Below are 20,797 nucleotides of genomic sequence, written 5' to 3'. Positions count from 1 at the left end.
GAAAAACATTACTATAAATGTGGTAATTTTAGTAACGGATGTAGCTAGATCAACCTAAAATAGCCATCACCAAAAATTACTTCTCCAAGATTTCTATTTCACTTAAAAAGAGCTTCACTACTCCTTCATATTCTGAAGGAAACCGTCTATATAAATCCTCATGTTTCCCTCCTTCAAAGAGATGCAAAGTCTTGTCTTTAGCTCCACAAGCATTGTAAAGCTTTATCGTTTCTGAAGTTGGGATCTGATTTTCCTGATCACCTGCAAGAATCAAAGTGGAGCATTGAATCTTCGTAATAATCTGATCAGGAGAAAGGTTACTTTGAGGAGTTTGAATGATCATTTCAGTGAAAAATTTAACCGGCTCCAATAGAAACATTGGAATATTAAACTTTTGTACTCTGTTTTTAAATGCATTTGATATGTTATCATAACACGATTCGAGTATCACAAAGTCAAACTCAGAAGATTCAATAAATGAATATACAATAGTAGCAGCTCCAAGCGACTGTCCATCTGCACCTATGTGTTTAACTCCTAATTCATGAAGTTTTTGAATACAAGCTTGTAGATCTTTACGTTCATGCCAACCAAAACTAATCAAGTCCCCTTCACTTTTTCCTGTACCTCTAAGATCTGGCATAAGAACAGAAAATCCCATTTCGAAATAAAACCTTGCTCTTTCCAATTGCCCTGTCCTATTCCCTTTAATTCCCGATAAAAGGATGATCGTTGTTGGGTTTGTATTACGAATATACCATGAAGAAATTTTAAGGTTATCAGTTGTTTTAACCACTAAATAATCTACTTCATGCCCATCAAACACTTCTATGTCTTTAAAGTCAATTTGATTAGTCCTTGTCAAATATTTGGCTGAAATCAATGCCATAAGCAACCATATGAAGACAAAAACAAGAAGGAGTAAAAAGATTCTTTGATAGCGTTTATTATTCAGAATCATATCATATCATTTATTTATCTAATGGGATTTTATGGCATCCAGTAATAAATTCTGATGTTACATAATTTCCCAACCTCCTTCATACTCATCTCCAGTAATTTCCTTTAATTTTGCACACATTTTATCCCATTGATTAAATTCACCTTCACCTCCTTTTATTGCTACTACATTTGATCGGTCGATATATTCAAAATCCTCTTCACCACTCAATACTCCATACCCTTTTGCTTCAATACTAAGAGCAATAGTTGAAAAATAAGATTTAGCCCATTCAGGATTGAGTTTTGGTTCAAAATAATCATTCAATAATTTTCCTGGTTCGAAAGCTGGTTTTCCCCAAAATTCTTTTGAATTACCAATAATGTTTGCGTCTAAAAGACCTTCCTTTAGTTGTTTTGTTTTTTCCTCTTTGACCTCTTCTTTAGGCCAAAATTTTAATATAAAGTCAGACATCTCTTTGTTTGCTAATATGTATGATTAAGCTGTTGTAATATTAAAATCGGAAGTTTTAAGATTCTCTTTTTTAGCCTTCTCTACGTTAGAATATCATCAAGCAACTATGCTCTTCTATTCTACCTTGATTAGACTAAAAAACAATTATCCAACTTTTCCCAATTTTAAATGTTCAACTGCTAAAGTTCGATTACTTAAAGTTAATTGATTTTTATAAAAAATAGGGTTCAATTTATGATTTCTTTGACCAGAATTGAACCCTAATAATTAGTTGGTTTATTCTATTTTTATTCTAACAAAGATTGAATATTAACCAATAACAATGAAATACTTGCCAATACAGATATAATGATGAACACCGGCTTAATGTCACCATCTCTAATCGCCAAAGGAACTAATATTAGTGATGCAATTTGAAACATTGTTAAAAACATAAATATATAGGATATATCTCTATACAATTCTGGCATCAAGAAGCCAAGTCCTATTTGTGAAAACATAGTGATCCCAACAACGAGGATATACATAAACAACAAAATATCAGATTTCTCATCATTTTCATCTAAAATATCACCCCCTTCTGATGTCGATTCAGTATCATTAATTTTATCAAGCTCAAAAATTACATGTTCTATTTCAATCACTTGTGTTCTTACTGCTCGATCTCCTAATCTTTTTCCATCTTCCGCAATCACAGCAATAATAACTTCAAGCGTATTGCCAATAACAGGTATTGTATTTAAAAACATCAGAATAAAGTTTCTCAGAAATGACTGTCCTTTAGAACAAGGTTCTAAAGTATCTACATTAATGACTGTCAAGCCTACTACTTTTTTACCAATACTCTGCCCTTTACCCATACCATCTTTCAACAACATGTATAATAAGGGAAGTAATAATAATAAACCTGATAAAACGAAGAAAATAATTACTTCACTAAAATAGAAAGCATGTTTCAGTATATCCACTCCTAATAAAGCAAATATAATTGAAGGTATTGCTAATGTTATTGCAATTAGACTATCTAAAAAGTAAGCGTGTAATCGAGCTCCAAAGGGTGCTTTTAATTCGACTTCATCAAAATCAATTGATGGTAAAGTTGTTTCACCAATATTTCCCTCTTCTTCTATTGATGTATAAGTATCCGATGAAGAGCTATTGGTGTATATATTTGCTGAAGCAGAAGAATAATTTTCTTGGTATTCATAATTTGTCTGATGTTCAGTCAATTCCATCTCCAAATCACAGCCACATTCATGACAAAATTTCGAACCATAGGCATATGATGTATTACACCTAGGACAATTATATTTTTCCATTATTTCAATAGTTTAGTTTTAGAAGTTCAAGACCATGATATAACTATTATAAAGTAGGTTTTGATAAGTGATTAATTATCACAACAATCTACCCTCTTATAATAGATATTAATTTAATCGACCTTAAATCATGTATTTTGAGATATTATAGAAATTGTATATTATAATTATTAATGATACCCCAATTCCAATTGTTCTAAATGGCTTTCTTCTTATTCCAAAAGAGAGTAATAGTAGAGAGACATTTTGCAAAATTATAGCCCCAATATTGAGAATATTTCCTATCCCTTCGCGCGGGTCTACCTCAGCGAGCCTTAATCCTCCATGAATTAAACCAATAAGTAAAGCAGTACCGACAAAAATAAATATCAATTTATCAGAATTTTCAGGTGTTTGATAAGTCATATCATCTTCACTGCTCAAAACTCCGTACTCTTTCGAGATAACAGCTTTTGATTTTTGTTCTTCTCGTTTTTCTTTCTCGAATTTAAAGCTTTCAGCTTTTACTACTTGTGTATTGGCTCCTTCATCTCCTAATCTTTGCCCATTTTCTGTAATTATTATCAACAAAAGCTCAACAAATGGACCAACACCAGGTAATATGTTCAAGACAATGAAGACGATATTTCTTCTAAATGATTGGCCAACAGAACAGGGCCTTTGAGTATACACATCAATAACCATCAATCCACATTTCTTTTTTCCAATACTCTGACCTATTCCCATTCCATCCTTGAGTAAAGAATAAAATAAAGGAGCAAGCAAAAATACTACTGCTAAAAAGAAAAAAGGATAGTGTTCATTTGAATGATAAGTATGAATTAGCTTATCAAAGCCTAAATAGAAGAACACCAAAGAAGGTATACCAATTAAAAGAGTAATTAATTTATCCAACACAAAAGCCAAAAATCGGTCACCAAAAGGGGCTTTTAAAGCGACCCAATCAATTTCATTCTGAGGTGTTTCTACTTCCTCTTCTTCTGTATAGCTTTCTTTGGTTAGTGAAATTGAAGATAAACCTCCATTACTATTATTAGCGGAAGAATTATAGTTTTCTTGATACTCATAATTCTCTTGATGTCCCGCTAGTTCATGTTCTAAATTATAGCCGCATTCTTGGCAAAATTTAGCTCCATGGGCATAGGTAGTTCTACACCTTGGACAATTGTTTGCTTCCATTATATATAATAGTTACGTTTTTATAACCAAGTCCCAAAGCTTGCTAAAGAAAAATAGAAAGATTCTAATATTGAAGATTTGATATAATTGCTTTCTAATCTTTTAGTTTAAGGTACTTAGTTTATTGAAAATAAATAATTTGCTTAATGATATTACAGATCTTATCCAGCTTAAAATGTTAGTTTTAAAAGTTTTTATTAGACCTGTAATTTTAATATACAGCATTGAAAAGGCTCTGTTAATAAAAAGAACCAATTCTAATTTTTTCTTAGTAATACTAGTAAAGATATTTTATGATATATTCAATATTATCATAGTTCCATTTCAATATTAAAAATACAGAAAGGAGTATACATAGTATTCTAAGCCTCTTTTTATTGACCGCAAAGGCTATAAATAAAAAAGCCATACTGTCTATGATAAACATTATTCCAGTTAATTTAATATATGGTTCCAAATATTCGTTGGTGTTGGGAAGCATATTTCTCAAGGCTAGATCTATTAAAATTGTCAGTGCCTGTATCACAATATAAACAAATAGATATTTATCATATTTGTCAGTATAATTTATGGAGACAGCATAACTTTCCTGATATTCTAAATCCGGTTGAGCTACATGTTGTTCCAAAACACATCCACATTCATGACAAAAGTTTGCACCATCAATGGGTTCAGCATTACACTTTGGGCAATTGTATTTATTCATTATTAATCAATTTTCTTTGAGTACTTATTTTCATCAGAAATTAGAATTTAACTGGGTAATAATTCTTTCATCATTTGATCATATAGTTCATCCGCTTTGATAGAAGAATAAATATTATAAATCGTGATAATTATTGATATTACAATACTCAGATATTTTAAGCGACCTTTTTTTAATGAAAATGAAATTAACATAAATGCTATTATCGAGGTCCAATCCAAAGTAACACAAAGTTGTTTAGCAATTCCCTTCAGATTTTCTATATCTAAATCGAATGTGCGAATTAGCATAGATGTAGAAGCATAAATAAACATAATTGAAACATAGGCCGTTAACATAATGTCAGACCAACTAGTACTCTCCTCTTTATCATTTGAATAGTAGTCCGTTTGTTGAGTAACACACCTAATAGTTTTTAATCTAACTTTACTAAAGTCCAATTTCTGTTTATCAAAATCAAAACACCTGCTTTCAATCACCTGTGTATTCGCACCATAATCTCCTAACCTTTGCCCACTTTTTGTCATTATAACAAATAATAGTTCTACTAATGTACCAACTCCTGGCAACAAGCTTAAAACTGATAAAATGATATTTCGCACAAATGATTGACTCTTTGTACAAGGCATATGAGTGGATGTATCAATGACCATCAGTCCAAAAACGTTTTTTCCTATACTCTGACCTTTAGGTATGCCATCCTTTATGACGGTATAGCTCATTGCGACTAAAAGAAATAACGCGGCAATCACAAAAAAGATACTTGAGGTAAATGTAAAAGAGGCAGTCATTCTATCATATGTCATCTCAGACATCAGCTCATTCATTAATAACTTGAAAAATAGAAATGACAGTGATAAAAATGCTAAAGTAATTAAGCCATCGATTAAACTAGCGAAGAAACGGTCTTTTAAAGGTGCCTTTAAACCCTCCCAATCAACCACTTGATAATTTTTTTCTGTTACTTTGGCTTTTGATGGACTTAATGTATCAATTGAATAAGATTCTTCAGTAATGCTATCTGCCAAATAAATATCATTGTTTTGGTTTTCAGCCTTTTCATGCTCTAAACTACAGCCACAGCTATAACAGAATTTTGAACCATAGGTATATGTAGTTTTACACCTTGGACAATTGTTTGCTTCCATTCTATTTAATAGTTGAGTTTTTATAACCAAGTACCAGAGTTTGCTAAGGAAAATAGATAGAATCTAATATCGAAGATTTGATAGAATTACTTTCTAATCTTTTTGTTTCAGGTACTTAGTTTATTGAAAATAAATAATTTGCTTAATGATTTTACAGACCTTGTCCAGCTTAAAATGTTAGTTTTTAAAATTTTTGATGGATCTGTAAAATTTAAATTACACCATTGGCGTTTTTCCAGAAGCCAAAGTAATGATTATCTTATTTTAATCAAAGAACTTTGGCTTCTGTTAATTACTGGCTTCTATTGGTCCTTTGATTTTTCTTTATTTACATAGAGAAGACCGTCCATTAATGATCTCAAACCATTAGTGACGTGGCTGTCCATTTCATTTACCTTAAATTGAAATTGATCATTAGTTTCACTTAATTTCTCTACCATATTTTTATAAGATTCAACCGAATAATCCCAACCATTTGTACTCAATGTAAGATAAATCGGGTAAGAACACTTCAACGTATCAATTTGCTTCTCTATATAATAATCGTCCCATAAAATGGCAGGACTTGCTACAATATACTTGTCAAATAAGTTTTCATTTGAAATATAAAATGACATTGCCCCCAAACCTCCATTGGAATGGCCGAAAATTGTTTTTGAATTAAAAATCACATCAAAATAATTTTCTAAAGATGGAATTACCTCTTCCTTTAAAGCCTTTTCATACAGGTGAAAGTTTCCAGTCTGAGAATAAAGGATACTATCTTCTTTGGTTTTTGAATTCTCAACATTAGTTGGTGTATAATACTTATACCTGCTGGCAACAGTACTGGGTAATCCTACAATAATAGTTAGAGGCATTCTGTCTGACCACTCATATAATTCAGCTACATCAGATGCAATTTTAAAATACTCATCTCCGTCAAGAAGCATGAGAAGTGAGATAGAGTCAATCTTAGTTTTTGGATTTTCGAACCGCTCAGGCACTCTTACCCAACATTCAATTGAATCGGATAATACTTCTGAGTGAATCATTATCTTTTTCCCCATAACCAAATCAGAAACAACGTTTTGAGCGAATCCATTTAATGATAAGAGAAAGAGAATTAATAGATTGAAAGTTTTCATATTGAGTTTAGTTAATTTAAAATTATAAAAATTATTTATTTAGTTCTGGATTGGAGTTCAAGATAGAAATTTTTGATGGAGTCGAAGGACCAATTCTTCAATTTCTTCCATTTTAGCCAATGAAATGACCCAATATACGGGAATGTTTTCAAAACCATAATAAATTCCGGAGAGTCCTCCCGTTATTGCTGCTGTGGTATCTGTATCATGGCCAAAATTGATGGCTTTAAGTACTGATGATTCAAAATTATCGGTATTGAGAAAAGACCATAAGCTTGCCTCAAGACTCTCAATAACATAACCACCTGACATTATTTGATCTTCAGGCAAGTTGTTAATATCATTTTGAATGATTCTCTCAAATTGACTCTGTTCATCAACAGAAAAATTCATTGTCTGCCAAAAATTAATAATATCTGATTGCATTTTTTTATAGGCTTGAAATTTATCAATTCCCTTCATCAGGTATTCTGCAAATTTCAAATATATTAGACAACTCATTGCAGCACGAATATGCGGGTGAGTTAAGGCGGAATTTTCCCATATAATATCAAATTGAGCTTCGATATCCTTATTTTTGACTTCAAATAATAAAGGTAAAATTCTCATTAATGAACCATTGCCATTGTCAGATTCAATAGCATCGTATTTTAAGAGATGTAACTCGTCTACTTTTCCTTTATCAATAAGTGCTTCAAGTTTAGAAATAGCTTTTGAAGTTGTAATTCCAATATCAAAGACTTCCCCTCTTGCTGTCCAATAATTTTCATTCTTCCATTGGATCATTTTCTTTGACAACGACAATAATGAATAACCTCCAGTTAAGGATTCTGCTAAACAAAACGTGAGTGAACTATCATCTGACCATGTGCCTAAAGGTTGATTATGAGTTTTGTAGCCAACCATATCCTTCGCAGGTTTTGTCTTCATTTGTGCTCTAGATGAAAACTCAAAAGGCACTCCAAGTGCATCTCCAACAGCTACTCCAAACAATAAGTCTTTTGCCGTATTTTTCATTTACAAGTTATGTGTTAGCTCAATAGTTTTAAGTAAGTTTAGAAACAATATTTCACACAGAAATATTAAAAGTCATAAACGTATGTATCTATCCCTTTTAAAATCAATGTATCTTTTATGATAGGCTCAATTTTATCCCATTTACCTCCTGCTAACCCACAACCAATTCTTGGCATATGAACTGAGGCGTCTAATTCTTCTGCCACTTCCGCTAACTTATCAAGGCAATCCTTCACTGCTTCATATCGAATAGGTACTCCGTTACTTCCTCTCTTTATCCCTCTTTGTCCTATCATGTTACAAACATAAATATATTCTTCTACCTGAATGGTTTGAATTTGCCCTAATTCAAAATCATTTTGTGACCTTTCTCTATGCCATTGCCTATAATTGGCTTCAGGTTCTTTCCATCTTTTTGATATTGCCAATACAAACCCTTTTCCCCATCCTCCTATATCATTGCAGATATGAGCTATCATTTTTTTACCTTTTGCTTGTGGAGATGTTGCGTCTCCCTTCAAATAATTAATTCCCATTTTTTGACTTTAAATGATTGTGTTCTTTTAACTTGAGTAGAACATTGTTTTTAACATGTTCTTATCCTTGACTGTTAAATACTGCGTTGCAATTCTGTTTTCAGGCTTTTTATCCAGAGCATAAAGAGATAAAAGAAAAGAAATTTCAACTAAGCAATCACTTCCCCAACATGCAATAATCTTTGCTTCAAATCTTCCATTGATCCTTTGTATTCCCAATACATAATTCTACCATGAGATGATGTCACAAGAATATATTTTTCACTGATAGATTGGATACGGCTGACGGCAAGTATCTTTTTCATAAAACCTTCTTCTTCAAAAGTCTCCTCTATAACTTTATTATCACTGTCATACCCATGTACAATGACACTCAATTTTACTTCTACTTCAATAAACATAGTCTTGTATTTAAAATTTGAATATTAATTAATTTATCTTTTACTGAACTGCGTAACACTGATCTCAGTTCCTATTATTATCTTGCTATAACGAATTAAAATAGTTGCAAACTTCCCTCACAATGCATTCCATATTCTTTTGCTTCTTTATCAATGTCCCAATACCAATTGTTGGAATATTTATTAAATCCATGCCCAATTAATAGTGAATCCATCAAGATATTAAAGGTTGAAAAAAACAACATTATCCCTACTACTACTTTATACCCCAACTTGATGCTTTTTGTCGTCTTTATTTTGCTTATCATTTTATCTACAAAAAATAAAAAAGCACTCCAAACTAGAATATTTAATACAAGTGATGTAACACTGTAAAAATGTTCCATTGAACTAGCTAGTGATGTTTGCTGAAAGATAAAAGGACTTCCATAATAGATTGGAAATACATCTTGCCCTTCACAATTATACTCAATGTTAAGTGCATGTGATAAAATAAGTCCTAATGCGAGATATGGAATAATTAGAGTTCTCATTTTTTGGTCTGTCAAAATAAAAGAGCATCTTAAATAGCTTGCTAAAGAAAGTATATTTCGAACCTATCGATAATAACGCATTGAAAGTAAATAATACTTAGAAAGATTCAAACTATTTCCAGCATTATTATAAGTCGTATTACAAATTAACTATAATTGAAGTAAATCATTTTTAATTCTTATTGCTACCTACATGTTTGCATCAATCCCTGAAATACAAAAAAAGCCTTGAAAGTTAGCTATCAAGACTTAATAAATATTTAATTCAAATCGCGAGTTCTAGAATTTTATACCAATTATCAGCATATCATCCACTTGTTCCCACTTACCTACACTTCTCCAATTGTTGATTGTTGATTGAAGAATTTTCTTTTGGTCAGCAATACTGTTTGATGAAACGTCTTGTAAAGTTTCTCTGAATTTTTTGACCATAAATTTCTTTGCATTAGGGCCTCCAAATTGATCCTGATAACCATCAGTAGCCATATAAAGACAATCTCCTTTTTGAATCTCCCATGAATGTTCTTCATAAGCCAAGTTCAATTCACCTCCTATGGATTTTCTGGTTGCAGATAACTTTTGAAGTTGATTATCTCTCACTAGGTATATAGGGTTCTTGGCACCGGCACAGTAAAGTTGATTTCCTTTCACAGCAATAATCGACATATCCATGCCATCATTGTTCATGGTTTTTTCTTGCTGAAGGTTTCTTACCACAATATTGTTCAATTCCCGAAGAATTTCTGAAGGAGAAAAGATCTTCTTACCACGTACAATTTCATAAAGAGAACTCGCTCCCATCATAGACATCAGTGCTCCTGGCACGCCATGTCCAGTACAATCTATACAAGCATAAATTTTCCATCCATCCTGTTCGGTAAACCAGTAAAAATCTCCACTGACAATATCTTTCGGCTGATTGAAAATAAAGTTATCGGGAAAAGCCTGATCGATGATTTGCTGGGAAGGAAGAATAGAAGACTGAATAAGTAAAGCACTTTTAATACTGCTAGAAATTTTCTGATTTTGGGAATTCAGTTGTTTTCCTTGAGCTTCAGAGTGTTCCAATGTTTCCTTTAGAATATCATTTTTCTTTAAAAGCTCTTCATTTACATTTTCAATCTCAATGTTGGCCATCTCGATTTTATCCAGTGCAGTCGTCAGCTTGAAGTTCAGTTTTTTGGTCTTTCTCTGGTTTAAATAAATGTAGTAAATGAAAACTAGAAGAATCAAAACGATAATGATAGTGAAATAGATAAATTTCTGCTGTGCATCTAAACGGTTGATTGATTTCAACTCGATCTCTCTTAAAACATCATTTTCATCTTTCTGATCTTCTACCTCATGAAAAGCTTGCATATCAGCCACAGCCTCACTTTTCTGAATATCAAATAAACTATCTGACAGCACTATGCTTTTCTCGTAGAAATAGATAGCCTGATCCTTATTCAAACTTTTCAGAGTTTCAGCTAACTTCAATGACACCTCATATTCAAAGTCCAGAAGCTTATTTGATTTGGTAATCTTGTAGGCCTTTTCAAATACATCATAGGCCTTATTGAATTGCTTACGTTGTAAATAGTAATCACCGATTGCCAAATAAGAATTTAGTTTTGGTAATGGCAAGTCCTTTTTATTGGCTTCCTTTACTGTGATTAAAAATATTTTTCTAGCCAGAGAATAATCTCCTTGACTTAGTGCTAATTGACCTTTAAGAATGGAAAAGAGAACATAAGATTCAAAATCGCTGTCTTTTGTAAACAGCTTCATGTCATTGATCTTTGTCAAAACTTTTGCAAGTGCATCATATTCCTTAAATACAAGATGCATATCAGCAATATTCAAAAGAGCCGTCCCTTTTATTTTATCTAAGCTAATATTTGTAGAATCAATCTCTATTTTCAATATATCTTCAAAAACCTCAAAAGCCTGCACGTATTCTTTGTGTTGTATGTAGATGTAGCCAATGTTATTCAGCGTATAAGCTAGGTCTACTTTATCTTCTCTTTGCTTATCGATCTCATATGCAATCTTCAGAAGGTTTAAAGCAGTGGCTGTTTTTCCTTGGGCTGTGTAAACTGTAGCGAGATTAGTATGCCCAGTAGAAATTAGTTTAAGCTGATAAGCCTCTTCGGCTATGTTGATGGCTTTTTCACAAAAATACTCGGCAGAATCTATCGCCCCTAAATACTCGTAATAAGCACAAAGGTTGGAATACAGATAAAACTCTCGGTTCACATCATTTGAAACTTTGACACAATCAGCCTCTAAGTCCAACCATACTTTGGCACTGTCTAGTCTTCCTAGAGTCAACGATTCACTGATTTTCCACCCAATATATTGTTCGATGTCTAAAGTTGAGTCATTACTGAAAAGTACACTGTCATTTAGTTTGGCATAAGAACAAATATATACGTTTATAAAAAATAGTAGTAATGCTACTTGTTTCAAAAATTTAATCAAGAATATATTTTTAATAAGAGTATCGGCCAAAAATACAAAAACACATCAATAATTCTCTATAATCCACGAGGAAAAGTAAAAATGATTTATTAAAATTAACCTTAAAGAATTTTAATCTGATTAAAAGCTATTGATTATGAAGCAATTTCTGGGCGTAGACATTGGTGGTACAAACGTCAAATTTGGTGTCGTAGATACTGACGGAAACATCATAAAGAAAAAAAAATACCCAACTAAGGAAGTTTCTGAAGGTGGAGACTTCTGTGGCAACTTTTCTAAGTTGTTAGCAAAAAGACTTAAAAAATTCCCTGACATTGCTTCTGTAGGAATCGGGATTCCCGGCACTATCTCAGCAGACGGCACTTCTACTTTAGACTTGCCCAACGTTCCTGCACTTGGAAATCAGCCTCTAGTGAAAATCTTGAAAAACGATTTTCCTAACCTGCCAATCGCTATGGATAATGACGCCAATGCAGCCGCACTCGGTGAACTGCACTTTGGCCTGGAGGATATTCCGGAAACTTACCTATTTATTACCTTAGGTACAGGTGTTGGTGGCGGATGTGTCATCAAAGGTCAGGTCTTTAAAGGCGGTGATGGCAATGGATTAGAAATCGGACATGTTATGTCTAGTACAGGAAAAACCATTGAGCAAAACATTGGTAAAGCAGGTATTATCGAGATGGCGAAAAACTACATTGCAGAGGGAAAGCTTTCCACTACGCTTTCGGGTGAGTTTGATGCTAAAATGGTAGCTAACGCCGCTCATGAAGGTGATGAACTGGCCCTTCAGGTATATCATGACATGGGGAAATATGTTGGAGAACTGATAGTTTCAGTTGTGAGAGTATTAGACATCAAAACCATTCTTATTGGTGGAGGTGTTTCTGAAACATTGAGCTATCTGGAAAAAAATATGTACGAAGTGATCAATGCTTTTTTACCAGAATATTATACTAAAGCATTAGATATCCGTTTGGCTACTCTTGGAAACAACGCTGGTATTTTAGGAGCAGCATCTTTAGGCATTAACGCACTTGAAGGAAAACTTTAGGTGAGTTTTGAAGTAAGAGTTAAGAGTTAAGAATTAATTTTTGGTAGGTACATTTTATAACTTTAGAATATCACATCGGTGATCTTAAGTTGATGGATGCAATTCTACCCTCTTAACTCTTAACTCTAAAAGAAAACTAACGAAAAGATAGTGGGCAAATTTCTGTTTTTAATTGAATACCTGTTTATCTTTGCAGAAACTAAATTAGCACAATGAAAAAGATAGGTATTTTTGCATCAGGTACAGGATCGAATGCTTTTAAAATCATAAAACATTTTGAAGGAAATGACAATGTTGAATTTGTTGTCCTTTCGAATAATAAAGATGCTGGGGTATTAGAAAAAGCCGCTTCACTTGGAATTCCTCACTATAGTTTTCTGAAAAAGGAATTTTCTGACGGTACTGTTTTGAATTTCCTAAAAGAAAATAATGTTGACCTCATTATTCTTGCAGGTTTCCTTTTATTAGTCAGTGAAGACATTATTAATCACTACCCTAATAAAGTCATCAATATTCATCCTGCACTTCTTCCAAAATATGGAGGAAAAGGCATGTACGGCATCAATGTTCATCGTGCGGTAGTTGAAAATAAAGAGGCAATTTCTGGTATTACCATTCATTATTGTAATAATGAATATGATGAAGGACAATTTATATTGCAAGCCACAACACAGTTAGATCCTGCAGATACTCCTGAAGAAGTGGCTGCTAAGGTCTTGAAGCTGGAGCATTTTTATTTTCCTCGCGTAGTGGAAAATATTTTAGCACAATAGAAAAGGTGAACACACTATTTTGTATCTCTATTGAAAGTTATAAATTAGTGGTTTGATAAAAATAACGTTTTACTTTTTGATGGAAAAACTTCAAAAAGTAGCAAAAAAATAAAGTAATGGGAAGAGCATTTGAATTTAGAAAAGGAAGAAAATTAAAAAGATGGGCACACATGGCAAAGACCTTCACCCGTCTAGGTAAAGATATTGTTATTGCAATTAAAGAGGGTGGTTCTTCCGATCCTGATTCCAACTCAAGACTACGTGCGGTATTACAAAACTGTAAGGCAGAAAACATGCCTAAGGAAAATATCGAACGTGCCATCAAAAGAGCTACAGACAAAGATACTTCTAGTTATGATGAGAAACTTTTTGAAGGGTATGCTCCTCACGGTATTGCTGTATTAGTAGAAACAGCTACAGACAATAATAATAGAACTGTAGCTAACGTTCGTAGTTACTTCAATAAATGCAACGGTAGCTTGGGTACTTCTGGTTCTGTTGAATTTATGTTCGAGCACAAATGTCACTTCAAAATCGCTAAAGGCGAATTGGATGTTGAAGAGCTTGAATTAGAATTAATCGACTTTGGTGCTGAGGAAGTTTTCATTGAAGAAGCTGAGAAAGAAGAGGAAGGAGATAAAATCATGATCTATGGTGAATTCAAAAGCTTCGGTTCTTTACAAAAAGCACTAGAAGATATGGGTATTGAAATCATCAGTTCTGGTTTGGAAAGAATTCCTACAACTACTAAAAAGTTAACTGCTGAGCAGGAAGAAGAAGTAGACAAACTAATTGAGAAATTAGAAGAAGATGATGATGTACAACATGTATATCACACAATGGAATAAATAGGATTAGCGTGATAATAGAGAATAGATAAATAATTATTTATATCTCCTCACACTATGCACACAAAAAGCCATCTTTTTATTAAAAATAGAAAGATGGCTTTTCTGTTATTCAGAATCTTATGGATTTTTCTAAGAAAACTAATACAATTTAAATTTAGGTTTCTAACTTTCAATTGCTATTAATTAATAACCCATTTTTAATTTATGAAAACCTTAAAACTATTAATTTTAATCGGCTTCTCATTATGTATGTTCTCTTGTAGTGATGATGACACAACCACATCACTAAAAGATACTAATCCAATCTATTTTTCTTTTGGAGAAAGCTTAGAACTAGATGATGAATTGGAAATTGAGAATATTCAAATTTCATTTGATCATGTGAGCAATAAACTCCGAGTTGTATCGCAACTGAAAACGGACATTGAGGGTTCTGGTAATGTCTCAGTAGTATTTGATGCTACTTTAAACCTGACAAGCTCATCAAAATCAGATGATTACAAATATACAATCCAAGCTGACTCCGGTGCTACTTACTCTCAAAGTCTTCAGTTGGCAGCAGGTTGTTTAAACCTAACGCCAGACCCAGGCTTTGGTGCAGGTATTGTACAAGAAGACATTGTGTACGAAAACTTTGTGCAATGGGATGACTCAGCAGCAAAATATTATATCTCTACATCAGAGTTAATAATATTTATGTTAGGTCTTGTTGACCCAGGTTTCACTTTACCTCCAGGGGTTGATCCTGGTTTTGGTCAGTATCCTAAAATTTGGCAAACATCTGGCTCTATTAAAGGGTGTAGTGAGTTGCCTACTTTGTTTAATTAATAAAACATCAATGGGAAAGTAAATTGAATCATTTACTTAAGCACAAAAAAATAGCCATAGTTCTAGAACTAAGGCTATTTTTTTTAGTGATCTATCGACTAGATTTGAGCTGAAACTTTTGCTTCTAATTCTTTTTTCGCTACAGCACCGATGATTTTGTCTACAGGCTCACCACCTTTGAAAACCAACATTGTAGGGATAGAACGAATACCAAATTTAGCTGCTGACTGAGGGTTAGCATCAACATCTAATTTACCGATAACTGCATCTGTCATTTCTACAGCTAACTCGTCAATTACTGGAGCCATCATTAAACAAGGTCCACACCAAGTTGCCCAAAAATCAACTAAAACTGGTTTATCTGAATTTAATACTACTTCTTCGAAGTTAGCATCTGTGATTTCTACTGCTTTTCCCATAATAATATATTATATTTTACGTATGAACAAATTATCATATTTTCAATTACGTATATAAGATACGACACTGATGTAATTTGGTTGCACAAATGTAGCAAAAATTAAGGCATAGTTACAAAGATTAAATCTATACCTCTATAGTTTTTATTTATACAAAAATGTAAGTCGTTTATCTTACCCAAGTTACCTTTTCTTTGATATCTTTTCGTTTACCCGTTTTGTTTTCTGATGGTATTTTCCCCATATAGAATAAGCCTAAAAACTCGTCCTCCTCTCCCAGTCCGAAGAACTCTTTTGACTGTTCAAACTTCACCATTCCTCCGGTACTCCAGTAACCACCATACCCTAATGCAGTTACAGTCAGTGCCATATTCTGAACTGCACAAGCCACTGCCTCTACCTCTTCAATTTTAGGAATTTTCGGGTTATTTCCCCTCTTCATAATAATAGCAATAACATGTGAGGATTGTAATGGGAGCTTCACTAATTTCTCATAACGAGCCTGTTCAAACTCTTCTTCAGGTATATTGTCTTTATAGATATTTCCCTGTGCTTCAGACAATGCTTTTAAACCTTCTTTTTCGAACACAAAAAAACGCCACGGTTCCGTAAGTCCGTGATTAGGAGCCCAGTTCGCATTTTCTAGTATCATATCAATATGATCTTGAGGGATTTCTCCTTCCAAATATTCGTGAGGATAATAGGATCTTCTCTCTTTAATCAAGGATGAAATTTGTTCCGCTTTATTCATTATTAAGTTTTATTGTCTTTAATTCGCCAAAAATCAACCGCAATATCATAAATATATTTAAATAGGATATAGAAAAACTCCAACAATATTCTATTTTTGTTGTTACAATACACATACTATGGTTTACAGAAAACCGACTACTTCTCACATCGAAATATATTTAAACTTTTTAAAAAATGATTGACACATCGACAGTAAATTTTGAAGATACGAAGACAGCCTTTGAGTGGAGAAATGATAATGAACTGAAGCAGACTTATGCTTTATTTGCAATGATGCACTCCCCTGCCTTAGTGAAGGTTGGCACCACCACGCTTAACCTTGCCTTCAAATTAAATTTACCTATTAAAGGGATAGTAAAGAAGACGTTATTCAAACAGTTTTGCGGTGGCGAGACCATTGAAGACAGTAACGATACTATAGCAACTTTAGGTAATTATAATATCGGTTCTATCCTTGATTATTCTGTGGAAGGTGCTCAGAACGACAAAAGTTTTGATACTACTGAGGCTGAGATCATTGAAACGATCAAGAAAGCGAGCAAAGATAAAAATGTTCCATTCTCAGTATTCAAGTTAACTGGTATTGCAGCTGTTAGCCTTTTAGAGAAAGTTCATGCTGGTGAAATCTTGTCAGGTGAAGAAGAAGCTCAATGGGCTAAAGTGGTGAAAAGAGTTGAAAATCTTTGTCAGACCGCTTATGATCATGATGTAAGAATTTTCATTGATGCAGAAGAAACTTGGATGCAAGGACCTGTAGATCAGTTGGCTTATGATATGATGGTGAAATACAATAAAGAAAAAGCGATTGTATATAACACTTATCAAATGTACTTGCACAGTAAATTGGGTCAATTGAAGTCTGATCTTGCGAAAGCACAAATGGAAGGTTTTATTCTTGGTGTGAAATTAGTAAGAGGTGCTTATATGGAGAAAGAAGGGGAAAGAGCAAAGAAAATGAACTATCCTACTCCTGTTCAACATACAAAAGAAGCAACGGACAGAGACTTTGATAAAGCTTTAGAGTTTATCATGGAAAACCACAAACACTTTGCTTTATGTTCTGGTTCTCATAATGAGAAAAGTAATCAATTGCTTGTCGATTTGATGAATAGATATAATGTGAGTGACAATAACCCTAATTTCTTTTTCGCACAATTATTTGGCATGAGTGATCATATTTCATTCAACCTTTCTAAAGCAGGGTTTAATGTCGCCAAATATTTACCTTACGGTCCTGTAAAAGAGGCACTTCCTTATTTATTTAGAAGAGCAGAAGAAAATACTTCTGTTGCTGGTCAAGCAGGAAGAGAATTGACGTTAGTCTCTAATGAGATCAAAAGAAGAAAAAAGTAAGCTTTTTAAGCTGACATTCACATAAATTAAACTCTTAATCATGTTAATATGATGATTAAGAGTTTTTTTTACATTTTTAAACGATGCAATGTTAATTTTTTAATAAATAATTACATATATTGTGAATGATTATTAGATTAACGCATACAACAACTACTTACAACATGAAAGCAAAATTATTATTTTTTTTCGTAGGCTTATTTTTTTTAGTTTGTGCGCACCATATAATGTCCGCTGAAAACTCTGAAAACAAGCAGAATGAAGCAAAAGTAAAAGTGGTTTCAATAGATAGTAACGTATCAGTTCAAGAGTAAGGTTAATCCTCTTTTAGAACTTCTACAGATGGCACCTTCGAAAGTGTCCTCATGAACAGTACGCCTATTAATATCGTCATAAGAATAACAATACTTCCTAGTATCATACTATTTTTGAATGCTATATAAAATGGCAGATCAAAAACGAAGTAAGCTAGGCACCAAGATCCTATCCATCCTAATATGATTCCTGTTAAAGTTGATATACTTCCTATAGAGAAGTATTCTATTAATGAGATTCGTATTAGGTGTTTTTTCTTTGCCCCAATTGCACGTAACACGCCTGCTTCTTTCTTTCGTTGGTATTTCCCAATCGACATAAAACTCCACAATACCAATAAGCCTGTAAATATGCATAGGCCTCCAAGCCATCGGAACACAAAGGAAACCCTGCCTAAAATTTCATTGATGGAATTAAACACCAATCCTAAATCAATTGCAGAAACGTTTGGAAACTGTTCAATAACTCTGTTCTGTATTTGAGCGATCTTCGCTTTTTCTTTTACGTTTAAGGCAAATACATAAATACTTGGAGCCGCTTCAAGAACGCCCGAAGGGAAAAGTACCACAAAGTTGGCTTCCATTCTTGCAAAATCCACTTTTCGGATATGTGCTATTCTTGTTTTCAACTCAAAGCCTTGTACGTTAAAAGTCAGAATATCATCAAATTGGAGACCTGATGATTCCATAAAACTTTCTGAAACTGAGATTGGGACTACCTCATTTATACTAGATTTCCCAGTAAATTCCCCTTTCACAGTCACCTCGTTTGGTTTTAAATGATCACGATAAGTCACTCTGTATTCACGATCAAAAACCCATCTTTTTATATTTTTAGTAGAATCTTTCAGTGTCACTTTCTTGTTATTCCCATTTAAGTACTCCAAAGACATTGTAACTACTGCCGCTTCTTGTTCTACTTTCAAGTTTTCATTACTGATCAAATCTGCAAGCTTTTCTTTTTGTGATTTTTGTACATCATAAAGAATAAGGTTGGCACTTCCATCATTTCCCACTTCACTTACTTTATCCATTAGTATACCTCTAATTGAAAGCATACATATGATAAGAAAAACGCCTAAACCGATCGTCGTTCCTAATAAAAGTGTTTGATTATTAGGTCTGAAAAGCTGAGAGATGCCATACTTCAAACTGAATGAAAGCTGATTTAAATTCCTCCTTTTTAAAATTGAAATAAGAGAGAAACAAATGCTCCCAAGAATAAGAATAACAACAAAAATGGCCATTAGGAAAATAAATGACTTCGTGATATCCTCTAACAACCAATACGAAAAGAATAATATAAAACCACTAATGGTGACAAACAGCAGGAATGTCAGCTTTTTATTATGGACGGTATTCCCTTCTAAAAGAAAAGATCTTAACACGTAAATTGGAGAAACATTTAAGATCTGCAGTAATGGATACCAGCCGAAAAGGATAGAAATGATTACACTTAATAAAATTCCAATTGCAATCGCTTTTATAGATATATCGTTACTTAGCTCTACCATTAATAAGTCGCCAAACAAAGCTGGAAAACTAAACTGAGCTACTACTCCAATTGTAGATCCTATGATTCCTCCTATTAAACCAAGAAAAAGAATCTGTAAAAGATAAATCATAAATGTTTCCATAGCTGTTGCTCCAAGGCACCTTAAAATGGCAATGGATTTCAATTTACTCTTCACATAAATAAAAATTCCACTTGAAACTCCTATACAGCCTAATAGCAGAGAAACAAAAGAGATTAATTTTAAGAAAGCATCTATATCATTAAAGAAACGTCCTATTCTTGCTGTGTTATTTTCTGAAGTGATTGCTCGCACACTTTCCTCTTCTAAGAGCACATCATTTTGATTGATCAAGTTTTGGATATTCAAGGTATCAGAATAGGCCATATAGTATCGGTAATTGACTCTACTACCTTTTTGAATTAAAGCTGTTGATTCCAAATACTTAAATGGAAAGTAAATAATGGGTACAGCTGCTGCCATAATTGCACTTTGCCCCACTCCTTTTTTCAAAGCTCCGGCGATTTCAAATGTTTCTTTTCCAAAACGTAATGAATCACCAATGGAGAGGTTCATTTGATACAAAACAGCACTATCTACTAAAGCTATTTTTTCTTCATTCTCCCACCTTTTCCAAGCAGATTTCGGGGAAATTTCTAACGCTCCATAAAATGGATAACCTTTTTCCAACGCACGCAGGTCCACCATACGTGAAGTTTGGTGTTTTGGATCAAAAGCCATAGAAGCAAAATTAAATTGCTTGGCCATCTCCGTTTTTTCTCTTCTGAACACCGTCAAAAGTGAGTCCTTTACAGGGTGGTTTGCTCTTAACTCCAAGTCTGCTCCAAGCATTTCTTTCGCTTGATTATCAATGTCTTTTACAACATTTTCAGAGAAGTTTGTCATTGCTACCAAAGTACCTATTCCAATAATGATTGAAATAATAAAAGGCCCTATTTTATAAATACTATTGGCTAAATCACGTCTAGCATTGTTGATTACAAATTGAATTCTCACTTTTATTTGCTTAATGAATCCTTAAAAAAGATAAATATTTCAATTATACCATATAAATTAGTTATACAGAATATTATG

20 protein-coding genes are annotated in these 20,797 nt (G+C 33.1%); 5 read left to right on the top strand and 15 right to left on the bottom strand.

Features of this window, described 5'->3' with window-relative positions; translation table 11 throughout:
- Positions 1 to 76: 76 nt before the first annotated feature.
- From HHU12_RS25775 to HHU12_RS25720, 12 genes are all read right to left on the bottom strand, one after another.
- A complete protein-coding gene (locus HHU12_RS25775; RefSeq protein WP_169659617.1) occupies positions 77 to 889 on the bottom strand; it encodes an alpha/beta hydrolase in 813 nt (270 codons plus the stop codon).
- A gap of 129 nt (positions 890 to 1,018) precedes the next feature.
- On the bottom strand, positions 1,019 to 1,414 hold the full coding sequence (locus tag HHU12_RS25770) for a hypothetical protein (protein ID WP_169659616.1): 396 nt from the start codon (positions 1,412 to 1,414) through the stop codon (positions 1,019 to 1,021).
- A 287-nt stretch (positions 1,415 to 1,701) separates the two neighbouring features.
- Positions 1,702 to 2,733 (bottom strand): RDD family protein, encoded by a 1,032-nt coding sequence (locus HHU12_RS25765; RefSeq protein WP_169659615.1) that lies wholly within the window; start codon positions 2,731 to 2,733, stop codon positions 1,702 to 1,704.
- A gap of 123 nt (positions 2,734 to 2,856) precedes the next feature.
- Complete coding sequence (locus HHU12_RS25760) at positions 2,857 to 3,912, bottom strand: RDD family protein (RefSeq protein WP_169659614.1); 1,056 nt, start codon at positions 3,910 to 3,912, stop codon at positions 2,857 to 2,859.
- A gap of 277 nt (positions 3,913 to 4,189) precedes the next feature.
- Positions 4,190 to 4,618, bottom strand: a complete 429-nt coding sequence (locus HHU12_RS25755) for a zinc ribbon domain-containing protein (RefSeq protein WP_169659613.1) — start codon at positions 4,616 to 4,618, stop codon at positions 4,190 to 4,192.
- A 47-nt stretch (positions 4,619 to 4,665) separates the two neighbouring features.
- Complete coding sequence (locus tag HHU12_RS25750; RefSeq protein ID WP_169659612.1) at positions 4,666 to 5,766, bottom strand: RDD family protein; 1,101 nt, start codon at positions 5,764 to 5,766, stop codon at positions 4,666 to 4,668.
- Between the two features lie 302 nt (positions 5,767 to 6,068).
- Positions 6,069 to 6,893: an alpha/beta hydrolase gene (locus HHU12_RS25745; RefSeq protein WP_169659611.1), complete on the bottom strand. Its 825-nt coding sequence runs from the start codon at positions 6,891 to 6,893 to the stop codon at positions 6,069 to 6,071.
- Between the two features lie 57 nt (positions 6,894 to 6,950).
- Complete coding sequence (locus HHU12_RS25740) at positions 6,951 to 7,910, bottom strand: ADP-ribosylglycohydrolase family protein (RefSeq protein ID WP_169659610.1); 960 nt, start codon at positions 7,908 to 7,910, stop codon at positions 6,951 to 6,953.
- 65 nt (positions 7,911 to 7,975) lie between these two features.
- Positions 7,976 to 8,446 (bottom strand): macro domain-containing protein, encoded by a 471-nt coding sequence (locus HHU12_RS25735; protein WP_169659609.1) that lies wholly within the window; start codon positions 8,444 to 8,446, stop codon positions 7,976 to 7,978.
- Between the two features lie 149 nt (positions 8,447 to 8,595).
- A complete protein-coding gene (locus HHU12_RS25730; protein WP_169659608.1) occupies positions 8,596 to 8,847 on the bottom strand; it encodes a hypothetical protein in 252 nt (83 codons plus the stop codon).
- Positions 8,848 to 8,942: 95 nt separating this feature from the next.
- Positions 8,943 to 9,380: a hypothetical protein gene (locus tag HHU12_RS25725; protein WP_169659607.1), complete on the bottom strand. Its 438-nt coding sequence runs from the start codon at positions 9,378 to 9,380 to the stop codon at positions 8,943 to 8,945.
- Between the two features lie 279 nt (positions 9,381 to 9,659).
- On the bottom strand, positions 9,660 to 11,831 hold the full coding sequence (locus HHU12_RS25720) for a SpoIIE family protein phosphatase (protein ID WP_169659606.1): 2,172 nt from the start codon (positions 11,829 to 11,831) through the stop codon (positions 9,660 to 9,662).
- Between the two features lie 148 nt (positions 11,832 to 11,979).
- Here HHU12_RS25720 and HHU12_RS25715 point away from each other — a divergent pair, with 148 nt between their 5' ends.
- From HHU12_RS25715 to HHU12_RS25700, 4 genes are all read left to right on the top strand, one after another.
- The gene (locus tag HHU12_RS25715) at positions 11,980 to 12,897 is read left to right on the top strand and encodes an ROK family protein (RefSeq protein WP_169659605.1); all 918 of its coding nucleotides are present in this window, start codon (positions 11,980 to 11,982) and stop codon (positions 12,895 to 12,897) included.
- Between the two features lie 212 nt (positions 12,898 to 13,109).
- The gene (gene purN / locus HHU12_RS25710; RefSeq protein ID WP_169659604.1) at positions 13,110 to 13,670 is read left to right on the top strand and encodes a phosphoribosylglycinamide formyltransferase; all 561 of its coding nucleotides are present in this window, start codon (positions 13,110 to 13,112) and stop codon (positions 13,668 to 13,670) included.
- Between the two features lie 116 nt (positions 13,671 to 13,786).
- A complete protein-coding gene (locus HHU12_RS25705; protein ID WP_169659603.1) occupies positions 13,787 to 14,518 on the top strand; it encodes a YebC/PmpR family DNA-binding transcriptional regulator in 732 nt (243 codons plus the stop codon).
- 207 nt (positions 14,519 to 14,725) lie between these two features.
- Positions 14,726 to 15,349 carry a hypothetical protein gene (locus tag HHU12_RS25700; RefSeq protein ID WP_169659602.1) on the top strand — a complete coding sequence of 208 codons (624 nt, stop codon included), beginning with the start codon at positions 14,726 to 14,728 and terminating at the stop codon, positions 15,347 to 15,349.
- 98 nt (positions 15,350 to 15,447) lie between these two features.
- Here the strand turns inward: HHU12_RS25700 and trxA are convergent, their stop codons facing one another.
- Both trxA and HHU12_RS25690 read right to left on the bottom strand, forming a co-directional pair.
- On the bottom strand, positions 15,448 to 15,768 hold the full coding sequence (gene trxA / locus HHU12_RS25695) for a thioredoxin (RefSeq protein WP_205959993.1): 321 nt from the start codon (positions 15,766 to 15,768) through the stop codon (positions 15,448 to 15,450).
- 169 nt (positions 15,769 to 15,937) lie between these two features.
- The gene (locus tag HHU12_RS25690; RefSeq protein ID WP_169659601.1) at positions 15,938 to 16,519 is read right to left on the bottom strand and encodes a nitroreductase family protein; all 582 of its coding nucleotides are present in this window, start codon (positions 16,517 to 16,519) and stop codon (positions 15,938 to 15,940) included.
- Between the two features lie 176 nt (positions 16,520 to 16,695).
- Between HHU12_RS25690 and HHU12_RS25685 the strand changes: the two genes are divergently transcribed.
- Positions 16,696 to 17,874 (top strand): proline dehydrogenase family protein, encoded by a 1,179-nt coding sequence (locus HHU12_RS25685; RefSeq protein WP_169659600.1) that lies wholly within the window; start codon positions 16,696 to 16,698, stop codon positions 17,872 to 17,874.
- Between the two features lie 316 nt (positions 17,875 to 18,190).
- Here the strand turns inward: HHU12_RS25685 and HHU12_RS35420 are convergent, their stop codons facing one another.
- Complete coding sequence (locus HHU12_RS35420) at positions 18,191 to 20,719, bottom strand: ABC transporter permease (protein WP_169659599.1); 2,529 nt, start codon at positions 20,717 to 20,719, stop codon at positions 18,191 to 18,193.
- Positions 20,720 to 20,797 lie beyond the last annotated feature (78 nt).

The organism is Flammeovirga aprica JL-4, assembly GCF_012844305.1.
GTDB classification, from domain to species: domain Bacteria; phylum Bacteroidota; class Bacteroidia; order Cytophagales; family Flammeovirgaceae; genus Flammeovirga; species Flammeovirga aprica.
This window is presented reverse-complemented; position numbering and strand designations above follow the sequence as displayed.

What these genes read in the sequence shown, in the direction of transcription:
- HHU12_RS25715 (WP_169659605.1), top strand. Translation starts at nt 11,980, where the DNA reads ATGAAGCAATTTCTGGGCGTAGACATTGGTGGTACAAACGTCAAATTT.
- HHU12_RS25730 (WP_169659608.1), bottom strand. Translation starts at nt 8,847, where the DNA reads ATGTTTATTGAAGTAGAAGTAAAATTGAGTGTCATTGTACATGGGTAT.
- HHU12_RS25770 (WP_169659616.1), bottom strand. Translation starts at nt 1,414, where the DNA reads ATGTCTGACTTTATATTAAAATTTTGGCCTAAAGAAGAGGTCAAAGAG.
- HHU12_RS25700 (WP_169659602.1), top strand. Translation starts at nt 14,726, where the DNA reads ATGAAAACCTTAAAACTATTAATTTTAATCGGCTTCTCATTATGTATG.
- HHU12_RS25765 (WP_169659615.1), bottom strand. Translation starts at nt 2,733, where the DNA reads ATGGAAAAATATAATTGTCCTAGGTGTAATACATCATATGCCTATGGT.
- HHU12_RS25755 (WP_169659613.1), bottom strand. Translation starts at nt 4,618, where the DNA reads ATGAATAAATACAATTGCCCAAAGTGTAATGCTGAACCCATTGATGGT.
- purN (WP_169659604.1), top strand. Translation starts at nt 13,110, where the DNA reads ATGAAAAAGATAGGTATTTTTGCATCAGGTACAGGATCGAATGCTTTT.
- HHU12_RS25760 (WP_169659614.1), bottom strand. Translation starts at nt 3,912, where the DNA reads ATGGAAGCAAACAATTGTCCAAGGTGTAGAACTACCTATGCCCATGGA.
- HHU12_RS25740 (WP_169659610.1), bottom strand. Translation starts at nt 7,910, where the DNA reads ATGAAAAATACGGCAAAAGACTTATTGTTTGGAGTAGCTGTTGGAGAT.
- HHU12_RS25705 (WP_169659603.1), top strand. Translation starts at nt 13,787, where the DNA reads ATGGGAAGAGCATTTGAATTTAGAAAAGGAAGAAAATTAAAAAGATGG.
- HHU12_RS25750 (WP_169659612.1), bottom strand. Translation starts at nt 5,766, where the DNA reads ATGGAAGCAAACAATTGTCCAAGGTGTAAAACTACATATACCTATGGT.
- HHU12_RS25685 (WP_169659600.1), top strand. Translation starts at nt 16,696, where the DNA reads ATGATTGACACATCGACAGTAAATTTTGAAGATACGAAGACAGCCTTT.
- HHU12_RS25725 (WP_169659607.1), bottom strand. Translation starts at nt 9,380, where the DNA reads ATGAGAACTCTAATTATTCCATATCTCGCATTAGGACTTATTTTATCA.
- HHU12_RS25690 (WP_169659601.1), bottom strand. Translation starts at nt 16,519, where the DNA reads ATGAATAAAGCGGAACAAATTTCATCCTTGATTAAAGAGAGAAGATCC.
- HHU12_RS25735 (WP_169659609.1), bottom strand. Translation starts at nt 8,446, where the DNA reads ATGGGAATTAATTATTTGAAGGGAGACGCAACATCTCCACAAGCAAAA.
- trxA (WP_205959993.1), bottom strand. Translation starts at nt 15,768, where the DNA reads ATGGGAAAAGCAGTAGAAATCACAGATGCTAACTTCGAAGAAGTAGTA.
- HHU12_RS25745 (WP_169659611.1), bottom strand. Translation starts at nt 6,893, where the DNA reads ATGAAAACTTTCAATCTATTAATTCTCTTTCTCTTATCATTAAATGGA.
- HHU12_RS25775 (WP_169659617.1), bottom strand. Translation starts at nt 889, where the DNA reads ATGGCATTGATTTCAGCCAAATATTTGACAAGGACTAATCAAATTGAC.